Here is a 16,272-nt window from a genome sequence, read left to right on the forward strand (position 1 = left end):
GTTATATAAACCATACAGCACATAACATGCCAGCCCGAAATACTTGTTCGTCATATCGATATGCTGCTGTGGCAGCAACTGGGGCAGTTTGAGCATTTTTCGCCCTATGCCTTGCAAACCCAGCCGTGGCGGGGTGTTGCATGAGATATTCCCGTATGAGCGGTATTTTGTGCGTAGTCATCATGCCGTTTAGCGCTGCCTGCATACCTTGCCGAGTTGCTGCTTAGTCAGCACACAAGTCAATCCACTGCTGATTGAGCAGCACATTTCCAACAGTTCTGCATGAAATCCCCCATAAAACCGCGTTTATCCCCAATGGCATGCTCTTTGCTGAAGAGTGTGCAGCCATCTGTTTTTTTGATGTGCCCGGATTTGTCCGTCATTTTGTATAGCCACACTTGTAAAGAAAGACACGCGATGCAGATATTCTGGTTTTTGCCCACGCATGGTGACCAGCGTTACCTCGGCACCTCTTACGGAGCCCGACCCGCCACCTATAGCTACCTGAAACAGATTGCCCAAGCCGCGGATCGCCTCGGCTATGAGGGCGTGCTGGTGCCGTCGGGCCGCTCGTGCGAAGACCCGTGGGTAGTGAGTGCCTCGCTGGTGAATGAAACCCTTGATCTGAAATTCCTGGTGGCGGTGCGCCCGGGGTTTACCTCGCCCACGGTGTCCGCCCGCATGGCGTCCACGCTGGATCGCATCTCGGGCGGCCGCTTGCTGGTGAATGTGGTGGCCGGGGGTGACCCGGCCGAGCAGCAGGCCGATGGCAGCTTTTTATCGCATGACGAACGCTATGCCGAAACCGCCGAGTTCTTGCAGGTTTGGAAATCGGTACTGCAAGGCGAGACCATCAGTCTGGAGGGCGACTATATCCATGTGAAGGAGGCCAGCTTGCCGACCGGCGCGTTCCAGAAACCTTATCCGCCGCTGTTTATCGGTGGCTCATCGCAGGCGGCGATTGATCTGACGGCGGAGCATATTGATGTCTATCTGACCTGGGGCGAACCACCTGCCGCTGTGGCCGACAAGATTACGGCGGTACGCGCCGCGGCTGCCGCTCAGGGACGTACTGTGAAATTTGGCATACGCCTGCATGTGATTGCGCGCGAAACCTCCGAAGAGGCCTGGCAGGCGGCTGACCAGCTGATTTCGCATGTGACGGACGAAACGATTGCCGCCGCCCAGACGGCGGTGGCGCGCTTTGATTCGGTCGGGCAGCAGAAGATGAGCGCCCTGCATGGTGGCCGCCGTGACCGTCTGGTGGTATCGCCTAACCTGTGGGCGGGTGTCGGCCTGGTGCGCGGCGGGGCGGGTACCGCCCTGGTTGGCAGTGCTCAGGAGGTGGCGGATCGCATCAAGGAATACGCCGATCTCGGCATCGAATATTTCATTTTCTCGGGCTATCCACATCTGGAAGAGTCTTATCGCGTGGCGGAGCTGCTATTCCCCCTGCTGCCACTGTCCGTCAAGGCAGGCAGCGAGGCCGCCATCAAAACCAATCTGACCGGCCCGTTTGGTGAAGCACTCCCCAATCGCGGTCCTCAAGTGTCTGCTTCCTGAAAGACCTGCATGAGTACGATAGCCAATGAAGTCAGCGTGCCCCCTGTATTTGAAGGTACGCCACAACATCGCGCCGACCAGCTTGCCGCCTACTTGGCAAAAACCGCCGCTGAACGCGATGTACAAGGTGGCACGCCCTACGCCCAGCGCGAGGCCGTGCGTCAGAGCGGATTGCTTAAGCTGCTGATCCCGGTGGAGTGGGGTGGCCTGGGCGGCGACTGGTCGCAGCTGTACCGCATCATCCGCACCATTGCGCGGGCCGATAGCTCCATCGCCCAAGTGTTTGCCTTTCAGTTCCTGATGCTTGCATCGGTGCGGCTGTATGCCACCGAGGCCCAATGGCAAGACCTGTGGCACGAAACCGCTGAGAAAAATTTGTGGTGGGGCAATGCACTTAACCCGCTGGATAACCGTACCATCGCCACCCCACAGGGTGAACATTACCTGTTCAGCGGCCAGAAGAGTTTTTGCTCGGGGGCGACGGATTCGGATCGACTGATTGTGTCCGCCATTGAAGCCGATACCGGCCGTTTTCTGGTAGCGGCGGTGCCCACTGGCCGCGCGGGCATCACGCTCAATAACGATTGGGACAACATGGGGCAGCGCCAGACCGATAGTGGCAGCGCCGAATTTACCAGGCTGCGGGTGGACGCCAGTGAGCTGTTGATGAACCCCGGCCCCTTGAGTTCGCCTTTTTCCAGCCTGCGCTCGCTGGTGGCCCAGCTGATTTTTACCAATATCTATCAGGGTATTGCCGAAGGCGCGCTGGCCGAAGCCAGCCAGTACACGCGCCAGAGTTCGCGGGTGTGGTCCGGCTCACTGGCCTCTTCCGTACAGCAAGATCCTTATACTCTGCTGCATTACGGCGAATTCTGGGCCAGCCTCGAAGCGTCGCGTGTGCTGGCAGACCATGCCGCCAGCTTGCTCGATGCGGCCTGGGCCAAAGACCTGACGCTGGGCGATGAGGAGCGTGGCCAGGTGGCGCTGGCGGTGTTTGCCGCCAAGGTCAATATCACGCGTAGCGGGCTGGATGTCACTTCGCGCATCTTTGAGGTGGCAGGGGCACGTGCCACCACGGCGCGGCTGCGGCTGGACCGCTTCTGGCGCAACCTGCGTGTGTACACCCTGCACGACCCGGTGGATTACAAACTGAAAGATCTTGGCGACTGGGCGCTTAACGGCCAGTATCCGACCGCCAGTTTTTATTCCTGATCCCGGCACTGCATGCCGAAAAACCGAACCACACAGTCACAAGAAAGCACCATGACACAACCCATTATCGATATGCGTAGCCGCCCGGCATACTTGCATGACTTCTTTGGCGCCACGCCCGGCACGCCCGCCTATGACACCGCCAAATGGCTGAATCGCCGCGTCGGCTCGCAAGACCCCGAGCACTTTCGCCGCTCTTACACCATAGAAGGCTATCTTGCCGAGATTGAAGCAGCCGGGGTCAGCAAAGCCGTGGTGGTGGGGCGCGAGACGCCCAGCCTCACCATCAGCAACGATGAAATCGCCAACCTGGTCGGCCATAGCGACAAGCTGATCGGTCTGGGCTCGGTGGATATTCAGCAGCGTGGCGAGAAAAGCGCAATTGAGGAAATCAACCGCGCCATCAATACCTTTGGTTTTCGCGCCATCAATATTGAGCCTGGCTTTGGCGAGCCTGCCTTGCAGGCGGATGACCCGGTGTTTTTCCCGGTGTATGAAGAGTGCCTGCATTTTGACGTGCCGGTATGCCTGATGTCCGGCCCTACCACGCCCGACTTTGCCTATGCCCAACCGGCGGCGGTGGCACGGCTGGCGCGGCGTTATCCGCTGCTCAAGATCATTTGCTTCCACGGCTATTACCCGTATGTGAACGAGATCGTTGGCGCGGCGTTCCGCTACGACAATATCTACCTGGTGCCGGATATGTATATCTTCCAGCCGGGTTCGCAGCTTTACGTAGAGGCCGCCAACACTTTCCTGGCCGACCAGTTGCTGTTTGGTTCGTCTTACCCGTTCCGCGCCATGCAGCAGACCGTGCAGGACTTTGCTGCGCTGGGCTTCAAGGATGAGGTGCTGGATAAAGTGTTCTACCAGAATGCCGCCCGTCTGCTGGGGGTGAATTTGTTGGCGAAATCAGCGCCGCGCCAGCCTATTGCAAAAACAGTGACCGCGGCGACGGCCTGACACCGGGCCGCAGATGGGCCCGGTATTGAGGTATTAACGGGTGGCTTTGTTGGTGCGTCGCTGCCAGCGGGTTTTCAGCCACTGCTCGGCATCATCCACAAACGTATACACGGCGGGAATCACGATCAGGCTCAGGATGGTGGATGTGATCAAACCGCCGATCACCGCAATTGCCATCGGCGAGCGGAAGCTGGGGTCGGCCCCCAGCCCCATGGCAATCGGCACCATGCCAGCGCCCATGGCCAAAGTGGTCATGATGATGGGGCGAGCCCGTTTGCGGCAGGCATCGATCAGGGCCTCCAGCCGTGATGGTGGATTCTGGCCATCCTGCCTGTGCCCGCGCGCCATGATGGCGTACTCCACCAGCAGGATGGAGTTCTTGCTCACAATGCCCATTAGCATCAAGAGCCCAATCAGCGATGGCATGGAAAAGCTTTTCCCCGTCAGCAGCAACAGCACAAAGGCGCCGCCTATGCTGAGCGGCAAGGCCATGAGGATGGTTAGCGGTTGCATGAAGTCGCGGAACAGCAGCACCAGCACAGCGTAAATGCACAGCACGCCTATGCCCATCGCCAGGCCAAAACTCTGGAACAGGTCATTCATGTTTTCGGCGTCGCTGGAGGGCACGATGTGCACACTGGGTGGCAGATTCTTGATGGCGGGCAATTGCATGGCCTCGGCATATACCGCGCCCAGCTCGCGCTGACCCAGCTCTACCTCGATCGACACATTACGCACGCGTTTAAAACGGTCAATCTGCGCCGGGCCGCTGCCCAGGTGAATGTCGGCTATATTGCCGATCCGCACCGGGCCATTGGTGCCGCTGACGGTCAGGCGTGAAATCGCGTCCAGATCCGTGCGGAAGCTCTCGGGAAACTGGATGCGGATAGGCACCTGGCGGTCAGCGAGGTTGAGCTTGGGCAGATTGATGTCGTAATCACCTGCGGTGGCGATGCGTACCACATCGGCAATGTCGCGGGTGGTCACGCCCAGTGCCGCAGCTCGCGCCGTATCTGGTCTGATGATCACTTCCGGTTGCACCAGGCTGGCGTTGGAAAAGACATTGCCGATATTGCGCAGCGTGCGCAAGCCGCGCATGACCTCGGTCGTGGCTTCGGTCAATGCCAGCGGGTCGTCACTCTGCAGGTTCAACACCATCTTGACGCCAGTATCCAGCGAACCCACCTTGATGCGCATGCCAGGCAAAGCGCCCAGTGCATTGCGCAGCTCGCCTTCAATCTGCTGCTGGGTGATGCTGCGCTCGCTGCGGTGCACCATCACTACCGTCAGCACGGCTTTGCGGGTTTCCGTCGTGGAGCCCGCCGAAAAGCCCTGGCCCGAGGTGCCGCTACCGATGCTGCTGTATACATGGCGCACATTGGGGTTTTTGCTGATCAGTGTGCGCACCTCTTCCGCGGCCGTGGCGGTGTCCTGCAGGTGGGCCCCGGGTGCCAGTTCGATATTGACCAGGGTCATGCTACGGTCTGCTGGCGGCACAAAACCCTTGGGCAGCAGCGGAATCAGCATGAGCGAACCCACGAAAAACAGCATGGCCAGGCTGACCGTGATCAAACGATGGCGTACTGACCACGCCACCAGCGCCAGATAGCGGCGCGTGATCCAGCCATCGTGCTCGGCTTTTTCTGGCTTGGCCTTGAGAAAGTAAGCCGCCATCATCGGTGTAATCAGGCGGGCGACGGCCAGCGAGGCGAAAATGGCGAATACTGCTGTCCAGCCGAATTGCTTGAAAAACTTGCCCGCAATGCCCGACATGAAGGCGGTGGGTAAAAATACCGCGATCAGGGCAAAGGTGGTGGCAATCACCGCCATGCCAATCTCATCCGCTGCTTCCATGGCAGCTTCACGCGGAGATTTGCCCATGTTGAGGTGGCGCGCGATGTTTTCGATTTCCACAATCGCATCGTCCACAAGGATACCCACCACCAGCGCCAGCGAGAGCAGGGTGACGGTATTGATGGTGTAGCCAAATAGGCTCATGCCGATAAAAGTCGGCAATACACTGAGCGGCAGGGCTACCGCGGCGATGAAGGTCGCGCGCATATCCCGCAGGAACAGCATCACCACCAGCACCGCCAGTACCGCGCCTTCATACAGCAGGTGCATGGAGCCATCGAAATTGTCCTGCACCGGGGTAACGTTTTCCCAGGCCGGGGTGATCTTGACGCCGGGGTGGCCGTCATTGAATTCCGCGACTGCCTTGTCGACACGGGCCTTGAGGCCAGTTTCGCTTTCGCCCTTGCTGCGCGTGATTTCAAAGCCGATGACCGTTTTGCCATCCATCAGCGCCATACGGCTGCGCTCGGCGATCGTGTCCTCTACATCGGCCACCTGGCCCAACGTGACATAAGTGCCCGTCAGTGTTGGAAGTTGCAGGTCACGCAACTGGCTTGCTTCTTTCACCGTGCCCAGCGTGCGCACTTGCTGGCGGATGCCGCCGAGATCGGTGCGGCCGCCGGAGCTTTCCACCTGCATGCGGCGCAGTTCGGATGAGACGGTGGCAGCGCTTACTCCCAATGCCACCATTTTTTCCGGATCAAGCGAAATGCGCACCTCGCGGTCCACACCGCCAACACGCTCAAACTTGCCGACGCCGGTGACCGAGAGCATTTTCTTGGCAACCTCATTGTCGATCAGCCAGCTTAGGTCTTTTTCGTCCATGTCGTTGGCGGTGACGCTGTAATTGACGATGGGCGAGCCCGAAGTGGTGATGCGCGAAACGATAGGGTCTTTGGTGTCCGCGGGCAGCTCGGAGCGCACGCGCGAGACCGCCGAGCGCACGTCATTTTCGGCATCCGAGACGGATTTTTCCAGCTGGAATTGCACGGAGATGGTCACCTGGCCATCGAGAATCTTGGTCGTGATGTGCTTGACCATATCCACTGAGGCGATGGAGTCTTCGATCTTGCGCGCGACATCATTCTCAAGCTGGCGCGGCGAGGCGCCTTCCAAGGTGGCGGTGACGCTGACCGCCGGTAACTCGATATCCGGGAAGTCCTGCACCTTGGAGGTTTTGAAGGCAAACAGCCCGATGATGCTCAGCAGGCCAAATAGCAGGATGGCCGGGATCGGGTTGCGGATGGAATAGGCAGAGATATTCATGGTGACCCCGTTATTGCGCTACGCGCACGATGTCGCCATCGATCAGGAAACCCACGCCACTTTCCACGTAATGGGCCTTGGGATCTATGCCCTCGTGAATGATAATGCGGTCACCCACATGGCCGCCGCTGACTACCTTGCGGCGCTCGACATGCTGCTGGTCACTCACCGTAAACACATATTCATAGCCATCGCGATTCAGCACCGCGCTGGCGGGCAGGCTGAGCCCGCTCTGCTGGCCCACGGCAAAGCTGCCACGGGCAAACATGCCACTCTTTAGCGGGCTATCCAGCCCGTGGGGAATATCCACATACACCAGCGTGTTGCGCGTGTCTTGATTCATGGTCGGTGCTACCACGCGCACCTTGCCGGTGACCGTGCGCTGGCTGCCGGTGGGCATCAGCTCCACGGACTGGCCAGGCTTGATGCTGGCGAGTTCGGTGGCGCCGACTTCTCCACGCCACTCCAGCCGGTCCTGCATTACCAGGCGAAACAGCTCTTCACCGGCATTCACCACACTGCCTACGGTGGCCGTACGGCTACTGATGGTGCCGAAATCGGGCGCCACAATGCGGGTATGGCGCAAGCGCAAGCGCTGGCTTTCCAGCGCGGCCACGGCGGACTCATAGCGTGCCCTGGCGGTTCGCTCGGTAGTGAGGTATTGCACGACTTGCTGCTCGCTCAAGGCACCTTTCGCCAGGCCTTTTACCCGGTTGGCATCCAGCTCGGCCTGGCGCAGATTGGCTTCGGCCTCCAGCGCATCGGCCTCTTTCTGCATGAGATCAGCTTTCACCGTTTCGTCGTCAAACTCGGCCAGCAGCTGGCCTTTGCTTACCTTGGCGCCCACATTCACGTACACCGCTTTCAGGCGCAATCCGCTGACTTCATTGCCGATTACGGCTTCCTGCCAGGCAAGAATATTGCCGTTAGCGGTGACATTGGTCGTGGTGGTGGCTTCTTGCGGGCTTACCAGCCGTACGGTCAGCGCTGGTTTGGTTTCGGCCGCATCCTTGTCGGATTTGCCGGGATGGCAGGCTGTCAGCAACGCCGTGGTTAGCAGTGCGGTAAAAGAAAGAATCAGGAGACGGTTTTTCATGTTATTTCTCGTTGGAAGAGGAGGCGTCGGCAGCAGCAAGAGGCGTGTTGGGACCTTGCCAGCCGCCACCAATGGCGATGTAAAGTTCGATCAGAGTTGTGATGCGATTCTGGTTCAGCTGCGTCAGGGCGTAGTCGGCCTCCAGCGCATTGCGACGCGTCGTTTCCAGGTCTATCGCATTGTCAAAACCGGCCGCATAGCGCTGGCTGATGGCATCCAGTGCCAGCGCATAATTGTTGGCGGCCTGCTGCAGGCTGGGCTGGCGTGCGTTGTAACTTTGCAGCGTCAGCAGTTTCTGCTCGACTTCCTTGATCGCATTGCGTGCCTTGCTGCGGTAGTTGCTGTCCGCTGCACGCAGGCTTTCCCATGCGGCGGCGACATTGGCCTTGCGCTGCCCCATGTCAAACAAGGGCAGGTCTATCGTCGGGCCTATGGACCAGGTGACGGCATTGCTGGCTTTGCCTGAGTTGATAAAGCGTACCGGCGTGATATTGCCGCTCAGCGTGATCTTGGGATAGCGATTGGCTTCCTTGACGCCGACATCCGCGCTGGCGGCGGCCAGGTCGCGCTCCGCGGCCAGCAGGTCAGGGCGTTGTTCCAGCAGGACGGCCGGTACCGAGGGCACGTCAAACACGCCCGGTTGCAGCACAGTAAAATCGCGCGGCGCCAGACGCTCGCGCAACTGTGGCTCGGCGATGCCGGTGAGTGCCACCATGGCCTTGATCTGCAATTCGCATTGCATGGTCTGGTCATTGAGGTCGCTTTCGGCCTGTGCTTGCGTGGCCTGAGCCAGGGCGCTATCCGAGTCGGACTTGAACCCGTGGGCGGCTGCAGACGCGGTCAGCTCGGCGCTGCGGGTTTTTGATTCCAGATAGCGCTCATACAGCCGTACCTTTTGCTGGCAAAAGCGGTAGTCGTTATACGCCTTGGCGCTCTCCGCGGCGACTGAAAGTCGCGCATCCTGCAGCAGGTTGCGCTTGGCATCGTAATCGGCCAGTGAGGATTCGCGTTCGCGCCGCAGTCCGCCAAAGAGGTCGATCTCCCACGAGGTATCAAAGCTGATCTGCTGCTGGGTGAGCAGGGTGGGATCGCCGCCGAAAGAGAAGGCCTTGCGGGTGATCGATGGCGTGGCGCTCAGGCCATCAAAGCCCATGGCGCGCGCGGCCACCAGGTTGGCACGGGCCGAGGCGATATTCTTGTAGGCATCGGCCACCGTGGCGCTGTTGCGCTCGGCGGCGGTGATGATCTCCAGCAATACATCGTCGTTGAACTGGCGCCACCAGTCTTCTGATTGGGCGTTCATGGAGGGAGTCTGTACTTGCCATGCTTCCGCCGTTACGGCTTTGGGTTTCTGGTAATCCGGGCCAACCATGGGCCAGCCCTGGCAGCCTGCCAGCAAGCTCGCGAGGAAGGCGGACAGGAAAATCTTGCGTGGGGTCGCGCTCATGCCGTTTGCTCCCCGGCGCCAGCGCGGCGGGCCTTTTCGGCCATCACCATGGCGAGTGCATAGCGGCCGTAGCGTTCGGCCATGCGGTCCAGCGCCGCATGGTTTTCCACCAGTTGTGGCGACATATGGCGAATGACCTTCTGCCCGATATACATATGCACCGCCATCCCAAAACAGGCCAGCACCAGGCTGCGAATCTCGTCATCCGGCTCTTTTACGTCCAGATGCTGGCAGAGCAGCTTAGCCATGGCGAGATGATGTGGCTTTACTTCGCATTCTATTTCCTGTTCCCACACGCCGGTCGGCTCCAGCATCTCGCGATGGCGGAGTTTCACCACATCGTGCACCACATCGCCCATTTTCAGGGGCTGGAAGAACTCCACAAAGAACTGCTGCAAAGCGCTAGCCAAGGACAGGCCGGGGGCAGAAAAGGCAAATTCGCCGGGACGCGCAATGAGATCCGGCATGGAAAACACCGTGCGATACAAGCCCGCTTTATCGGTGAAGTAATAGCTGATGGCGGAGACATTGACTTGGGCGGCTTGGGCAATCTGCCGCACGCTGGTCTTGGCATAGCCTTTTTCAGCGAACAGTTTGAGCGCGCAGAGCAGGATCTTTTGCCGTGCTTCGGCACCGTCGGTGCGGCTGGCAATCTGCGAGTTGGTGGGGGACATGGGCGAGGACGGCCAGAATTAAGTGGAGCTGGCATCATACATCAAACAAACGTTTGATCAATAATGCTTACAAAGATTTAACTTTCGCCTTGTGCAAGCGCACATCCGGCATCGGCGAAAAAAAACGCCTGGTCGGGATATCCCGCCAAGCGTCTTATCAGCCAAGGTTGTCAGGCTTTATTGCGATGTTAGATCCATGGGTGGCGCGGTGGGTTGACCTTGTTCAGCACATAGTTGCCCACGGCGTAATACTTCCAGCGCACCGGGTCGTGCAGGGTGTGGGTGCGGGCATTGCGCCAATGGCGATCCAGGTTATATTCGCCCAGCGTAGAACGCGTGCCTGCCAGCTCAAACAGTTTGCTGCCCGCGAGCAACGCGGTTTCGGTGCTCAGCACCTTGGCTTCGGCCACGGCAATCGAGGCAGCGGCCACGGTTTCTTCGTTAGGGTTCTTTTGCGCGGCATCAATAAACTCGCCTGCACGCTTCAGCAACGCATCGGTGGCATGCACGCGAATCTGGATATCGCCGATGTCCTTGAGTGTGAGTGGGTCTTCGTAGCCATGCTCGAGGTCGGTATCTATCCATGGGCGGGTGTGGTTGCGCACAAAATGCAGCGTGTCGCGCAAGGCGGCGCGGGCAATGCCGGTATCAACCCCGGCCTGGATGATTTGCGCGATCGGGCCCATGGGGGTAGGGCGATCAAACGCCAGATGGTGCGGCAAGACGTATTCGCTGGGCACGAAAATATTCTCCAGCACAGTGGTGCCGCTGGCGGTGGTGCGCTGGCCAAAGCTGGACCAGTCGTCAATGATGGTCAGGCCCTTGCTGCCTTTTTGCACGAAGGCGACCACGGTGTTGTCGTTTTCATCCTTGGCGACGACCGGCACCCAGTCGGCCAGCAGTGCGCCAGAGGAGTAGAACTTCTTGCCGGAGAGCAGGTAACCGCCTTCGGTCGGGGCCAGCCGCGTTTTCACATCATTCACTGTGCGGGTGCCGATCTCAGAGAAAGCATTGCCGAAGCGCACGCCCTGCAATACCAGATCAAAGAAAAACTTCTTTTGCCACTCGGTCCCATCCAGGCGCAGGCCTTCCACCATATAAAGATGGTTCTGCGGAATCTGGCCAATGCTGGGGTCGGCTTCCGCCACGATGGCAATCACCTCCGCCAGCGTGCTGTTGGAGACAAATGCGCCGCCGTATTCCTTGGGCACGGTAATGCCCCACAGGCCGCTTTGCGAAAAGTAATCCAGCTCTGCGCGTGGCAGGCGGCGCTCGGCGTCACGCACGGCGGCTTCCTTGGCAATGTGGGCGGCGACCTGGTGAGCGACGGCAATTGCTTCCTCGTCAGATTTAATAATATGGGCAAGCGGGCGCGACGCTATCGCGGCGTCTGTTTCCTTGTGCAATATCGATGCTGTGGTCATACAAACTCCTGATCATGAATAAACATAAGATAAATAATGTGGCAGCGAGGCCATCTACAAATGGAATTGCACATAGCGTGCCAGCATTTATACATATGATTATTAATGGATATTTTTGTATGGTCGGATATAGGGCGCGGCTGTAGCAGCAGGCTGCTGCCCATGTGCTGCTAGATCAGCAGGTTTCCTCCCTTGAGCGACCTTGATTCGCCAAATCTCGCCCGAAAACGCCAGAAAAGCCCCGGGTTTTGATCAGATTTCAGCAAAAACCTGCTGATTGAGCAGCAGCCGGTCAGCATGCTGGCGGCATATGCAACAGGTCCGGCGGCGGTGTATTTTTGTTAAGCGTATGAATTTTATGGATAAAGTCAGGTGGCACGGTTGCTGCTATTAGCTAGGGGAGTGTGGCTCTTTGTTGGAGCCGCGAACCTGACAATAGGAGTCACCATGAGCAAGAAACTGAAAGTCACGGCGGTAGCAGGCAGTACCAGTCGTCCATCCCGCACCCTGACACTGGTAGAAGAAATCGTCGCGCGCCTTGGGCAGCATTTGCCTATCGAACTTAACCTGATTGAGCTGGGCGAGCTGGGACCTGACCTCGGCGCATCGCTGAGCTATGACAGCATTAAGCCGGCTGTGCGCAAAGCCATTGATGATATTGAAAGCGCTGACTTCCTGATTTTTGCCACCCCGGTTTACCGTGGTTCATACACCGGTCTGCTCAAGCATCTGTTTGACCTGGTGCACTACGAAGCCCTGATTGATGTGCCCGTGCTGCTGGCCGCCACTGGCGGCAGTCTGCGGCATTCGCTGGTGATCGAGCATCAGCTGCGTCCGCTGTTCAGCTTCTTCCAGTCGGTCACGCTGCCTGTCGGCGTGTATGCCACCGAAAACGAGTTCACGAACTACAAGATCAGCAATGAAGCGCTGGATCAGCGCATCGACCTTGCCATTGAGCGCGCGCTGCCTTTTTTGAAGCACCGCGAGCTGGCGACGCCTGAAGCAGCTGAAGCCACCGCCAAGCTGGTCGCTAGCGCTTCCTGATTGTCCTGATACCAATGGGGCTGAATGTCATGAGTGAAAAAAGCATCAAGTTTGCCTACTGGGTTTCCAATTTGAGTGGAGGCCAAGTGGTTAGCGATATTGAGCAGGCCACGGGCTGGAGTACGGAATACAACATCGCGCTGGCCCAAACCGCAGAGCGGGTTGGTTTTGAGTATGCGCTGACGGCAACCCGTTTTTTGGGTGGCTATAAGGCCGATGGCCAGCACGAGTCGGTGATCCTGACATCGGCGCTGTTGCAGGCAACGAAGAAACTGAGAGTGATTGCCGCAGTGTTGCCAGGCATTTGGCCCCCGGCATTACTGGCCAAGCTCGCCACGACCGCTGACCATCTCTCCCAAGGGCGCTGGGCAGTGAATGTGGTCAGTGGCTGGTTCAAGGAAGAGTTCAACGCGCTTGGCGAGCCCTGGCTTGAGCATGACGAGCGGTATCGGCGTTCTGAGGAGTTCATTCGGGTGCTGAAAGGTTTGTGGTCGGATGCCCCGTTTACCTTCAAGGGCGATTTTTACCGGATCAATGCCTTGGCTTACAAGCCACAACCAGTGCAACGCCCGCATCCTGAAATCTTTCAGGGCGGCAACTCAAAAGCAGCTCGCCAGATGGCAGCCCGCGTGTCCGACTGGTATTTCATGAACGGCGGTTCGCTGGAGGTATTGAAAGCGCAAATCGACGAAGTGTCAGCCGAAGCTGCCAAGCATAGCCGCAAGCTCAAGTTTGCCGTGAATGCCTTTGTGATCGCCCGGGATACCGAAGCCGAAGCGCGTGCCGTGCAGGAAGACATTGTGCGGCTGGCTGATCCGGAGGCGATTGCCGGGTTTGCCAATGCCGTGAAGCAGGCGGGGCTGGCCACGGACGACAAGCTGGGCATGTGGGCGCAGTCGCGTCAGCAGGACCTGGTGCAGCCGAATGACGGTTTCAAAACCGGGCTGATCGGCACGCGTGAACAGATCGCCGACCGCATCGTACAGCTACGCGCCATTGGCATTGATCTCGTGCTCGTGGGCGTATTGAACTACGACTGGGAGCTGGCGCATTTTGGCGAAAAGATTATTCCCCTGGTGCGTGACCGTGAAAACGCGACAGTGTCTGGCGCAAACCAACCTTCAGATGCAGAGCTGGATGGCGTAGCCGTCTGAATGGCAGCGTATATCCATCGAATAACAATGAACAGGAGTCTCAATGTTTCAATCGGTTAAAACTACGGTAAGCGCTGCGCTGCTGGCAGCGGGCTTGTTGGGAATATGGCACGGCCCTGCCATGGCGGCCCAGCCTGAGCAGCATTTCAGTATTGCCGGTTACCGTATCGGGCCTTACGCCGCAGGCGGCTCTGGCCAGGCCAGCGGGCTGGAGGATTATCTGCAGCTGATCAATCTGCGTGATGGTGGCGTCAACGGTGTCAAGTTGAGCTGGACCGAGTGCGAGACCGAATACATTGTGGAGCGCGGCGTGGAGTGCTACGAGCGCACCAAGAAAACTGCGACAACCTTCAATCCATTCAGTGTGGGAATTGCCTATGGCGTGATTGAGCGTGCCACCACCGACAAGATTCCGGTGATTACCCCCAACCATGGTCGCACGGACTCTACCGATGGCAGCGTGTTTCCGTTCATTTTCCCGGTCATTCTTAATCCGTGGAGTGAGGCCTCCGCCATTATCAATTACATCGGCCAGAAATCAGGCGGCCTTGACAAGTTGAAGGGCAAGAAAATCGTGACGCTGTATCACGGCTCTCCCTATGGCAAAGAGACCATCCCTATCTTTGATCTGCTCTCCAGGAAATACGGCTTTGAAAACACCCAGATCGAGGTGCCACATCCAGGCAATGACCAACAGTCGCAATGGCTGAACATCCGCCGCATCAAACCGGATTACGTCATTTTGCGCGGCTGGGGCGTCATGAATCCGGTGGCACTGAAAACCGCCCAGAAGACGGGGTTCCCGGCGGATCACATTATCGGCAACGTATGGAGCAACTCGGAAGAGGATGCCCAGCCAGCGGGCGCTGCTGCCAAGGGCTACATCTCGGCCACCACGCATCCTTCCGGCACGGATTTCCCGGTGTTGCAGGACGTGAAGAAATACGTATACGCCGCGGGCAAGGGCAAGATCGAGCCGGAGCGTGTCGGCAGCATCTATTACAACATGGGCATTCTCGACGGCATTCTGCATGTAGAGGCCGTGCGGGTGGCGCAGGCCAGGTTTGGCAAGCGTCCCTTGACCGGGGATGAGGTGCGCTGGGGCTTCGAGCATATCGACATCACGCCCAAGCGTCTGGAGGAGCTCGGCGCCAGCGGTCTGCTGCAGCCCATCAAGCTGACCTGCCATGACCACGAAGGTGGTGGCGCTGTGAAGTTCCAGCAGTGGGATGGCAAGCGCTGGCAAATCATTAGTGACTGGGTGCAGGCAGACCGCCAGCTTCTGCGGCCGCTGATTGAGAAGTCCGCGCTGCAATATGCCAAGGAGAAAAACATCACTCCACGTAATTGTAGTGCCGAATAAGCAGCTGTTTCCGGTTTCAGATTATTAATTTTGCCGGGTGTCATGCCCAGCACAGTCGTCATCACGTTTTGGTACCCCGGTACCGCATTTATGAAAGGAATGATTGTGAGCACACAAACGCATCAAGCCCCCATCAAGTTCGCTTATTGGGTACCGAATGTCAGCGGCGGCCTGGTCGTCAGCAATATCGAGCAGCGCACCAGCTGGGATTTTGAATACAACAAGAAGCTCGCGCAGATTGCCGAAAAAGCCGGGTTTGAATATGCCCTGAGCCAGATTCGCTTTACCGCCGGTTACGGTGCCGAGTATCAGCATGAGTCGGTATCGTTTTCGCATGCCTTGCTGGCCGCGACTGAAAAGCTGAACGTGATTGCTGCCATCCTGCCTGGTCCCTGGGACCCCGCTGTGGTGGCCAAGCAGATTGCAACGATTGATCATCTGACCGGCGGCGGCCGTGTTGCGGTGAATATTGTCTCTGGCTGGTTCAAGGGCGAGTTCGTGGCGATTGGTCAGCCATGGCTGGAGCATGATGAGCGCTATCGCCGTTCACAGGAGTTCATCGAAGCGCTGAAAGGCATCTGGTCGCAGGATGATTTTAGCTACCACGGTGATTTCTACCGTTTCCACAATTACTCGCTGAAACCCAAGCCCCTGAAGCAACCTGAAGTGTTCCAGGGCGGTAGCTCACGCGCCGCACGTGACATGGCGGCCAAGGTATCTGACTGGTACTTCACCAACGGCAACACGGTAGAAGGCATCAAGGCGCAGATTGACGATATCCGCGCCAAGGCTGCGGCCAATAACCACAGTGTCAAGATCGGCGTGAATGCCTTCGTGATTGCGCGCGATACCGAAGAAGAAGCCAAGGCGGTGCTGGCGGAGATCATCGCCAAAGCTAACCCCGAAGCGGTCAATGCCTTTGGCGATGCTGCCAAACAGGCGGGCAAATCCAGCCCTGAGGGCGAAGGCAATTGGGCCAAGTCCACATTTGAAGACCTGGTGCAATACAACGATGGTTTCAAGACCAACCTGATCGGCACGCCACAGCAGATTGCCGAGCGCATTGTGGCACTGAAGGCGGTGGGCGTGGACCTAGTGTTGTCCGGTTTCCTGCACTTCCAGGAAGAAGTCGCCTACTTCGGTGAGAAGGTCTTGCCGCTGGTGCGCGAGCTGGAAGCTGGCAAGGTCGCCCTGGCCGCGTGAGCAGAAAAA

13 protein-coding genes are annotated in these 16,272 nt (G+C 58.3%); 7 read left to right on the plus strand and 6 right to left on the minus strand.

What is annotated here, in order from left to right:
- Positions 1 to 239: 239 nt before the first annotated feature.
- Positions 240 to 383, minus strand: coding sequence for a hypothetical protein (locus tag LG204_RS07775; RefSeq protein WP_230336733.1), 144 nt, complete (start codon positions 381 to 383; stop codon positions 240 to 242).
- Between the two features lie 34 nt (positions 384 to 417).
- Here LG204_RS07775 and ssuD point away from each other — a divergent pair, with 34 nt between their 5' ends.
- From ssuD to LG204_RS07790, 3 genes are read left to right on the plus strand one after another with little or no spacing between them, the layout of a single operon-like run.
- The gene (ssuD, locus tag LG204_RS07780; RefSeq protein ID WP_230336734.1) at positions 418 to 1,563 is read left to right on the plus strand and encodes an FMNH2-dependent alkanesulfonate monooxygenase; all 1,146 of its coding nucleotides are present in this window, start codon (positions 418 to 420) and stop codon (positions 1,561 to 1,563) included.
- A 9-nt stretch (positions 1,564 to 1,572) separates the two neighbouring features.
- Positions 1,573 to 2,775, plus strand: coding sequence for an acyl-CoA dehydrogenase family protein (locus LG204_RS07785; protein WP_230336735.1), 1,203 nt, complete (start codon positions 1,573 to 1,575; stop codon positions 2,773 to 2,775).
- A 51-nt stretch (positions 2,776 to 2,826) separates the two neighbouring features.
- A complete protein-coding gene (locus LG204_RS07790; RefSeq protein ID WP_230336736.1) occupies positions 2,827 to 3,738 on the plus strand; it encodes an amidohydrolase family protein in 912 nt (303 codons plus the stop codon).
- A 33-nt stretch (positions 3,739 to 3,771) separates the two neighbouring features.
- Here the strand turns inward: LG204_RS07790 and LG204_RS07795 are convergent, their stop codons facing one another.
- From LG204_RS07795 to LG204_RS07815, 5 genes are all read right to left on the minus strand, one after another.
- A complete protein-coding gene (locus tag LG204_RS07795) occupies positions 3,772 to 6,858 on the minus strand; it encodes an efflux RND transporter permease subunit (RefSeq protein ID WP_230336737.1) in 3,087 nt (1,028 codons plus the stop codon).
- 10 nt (positions 6,859 to 6,868) lie between these two features.
- On the minus strand, positions 6,869 to 7,954 hold the full coding sequence (locus LG204_RS07800) for an efflux RND transporter periplasmic adaptor subunit (RefSeq protein WP_230336738.1): 1,086 nt from the start codon (positions 7,952 to 7,954) through the stop codon (positions 6,869 to 6,871).
- A 1-nt stretch (position 7,955) separates the two neighbouring features.
- Positions 7,956 to 9,401, minus strand: a complete 1,446-nt coding sequence (locus LG204_RS07805; protein ID WP_230336739.1) for an efflux transporter outer membrane subunit — start codon at positions 9,399 to 9,401, stop codon at positions 7,956 to 7,958.
- On the minus strand, positions 9,398 to 10,075 hold the full coding sequence (locus LG204_RS07810) for a CerR family C-terminal domain-containing protein (protein WP_230336740.1): 678 nt from the start codon (positions 10,073 to 10,075) through the stop codon (positions 9,398 to 9,400). The genes LG204_RS07805 and LG204_RS07810 overlap by 4 nt, the downstream gene beginning before the upstream one ends.
- Positions 10,076 to 10,263: 188 nt before the next feature.
- Positions 10,264 to 11,499 (minus strand): SfnB family sulfur acquisition oxidoreductase, encoded by a 1,236-nt coding sequence (locus LG204_RS07815; protein WP_230336741.1) that lies wholly within the window; start codon positions 11,497 to 11,499, stop codon positions 10,264 to 10,266.
- A gap of 447 nt (positions 11,500 to 11,946) precedes the next feature.
- Between LG204_RS07815 and msuE the strand changes: the two genes are divergently transcribed.
- From msuE to sfnG (LG204_RS07835), 4 genes are all read left to right on the plus strand, one after another.
- Complete coding sequence (gene msuE, locus LG204_RS07820) at positions 11,947 to 12,543, plus strand: FMN reductase (RefSeq protein ID WP_230336742.1); 597 nt, start codon at positions 11,947 to 11,949, stop codon at positions 12,541 to 12,543.
- Between the two features lie 29 nt (positions 12,544 to 12,572).
- Entirely contained in the window at positions 12,573 to 13,697 is a 1,125-nt protein-coding gene (gene sfnG, locus LG204_RS07825; RefSeq protein ID WP_230336743.1) for a dimethylsulfone monooxygenase SfnG, read from the plus strand.
- A 43-nt stretch (positions 13,698 to 13,740) separates the two neighbouring features.
- Positions 13,741 to 15,060, plus strand: a complete 1,320-nt coding sequence (locus LG204_RS07830; protein ID WP_230336744.1) for an ABC transporter substrate-binding protein — start codon at positions 13,741 to 13,743, stop codon at positions 15,058 to 15,060.
- Between the two features lie 99 nt (positions 15,061 to 15,159).
- Positions 15,160 to 16,263, plus strand: a complete 1,104-nt coding sequence (gene sfnG, locus LG204_RS07835; RefSeq protein ID WP_230337865.1) for a dimethylsulfone monooxygenase SfnG — start codon at positions 15,160 to 15,162, stop codon at positions 16,261 to 16,263.
- Positions 16,264 to 16,272: the final 9 nt, after the last annotated feature.

It is taken from the genome of Methylovorus menthalis, from assembly GCF_020523625.1.
In the GTDB taxonomy this organism is placed as follows: Bacteria; Pseudomonadota; Gammaproteobacteria; order Burkholderiales; family Methylophilaceae; genus Methylovorus; species Methylovorus menthalis.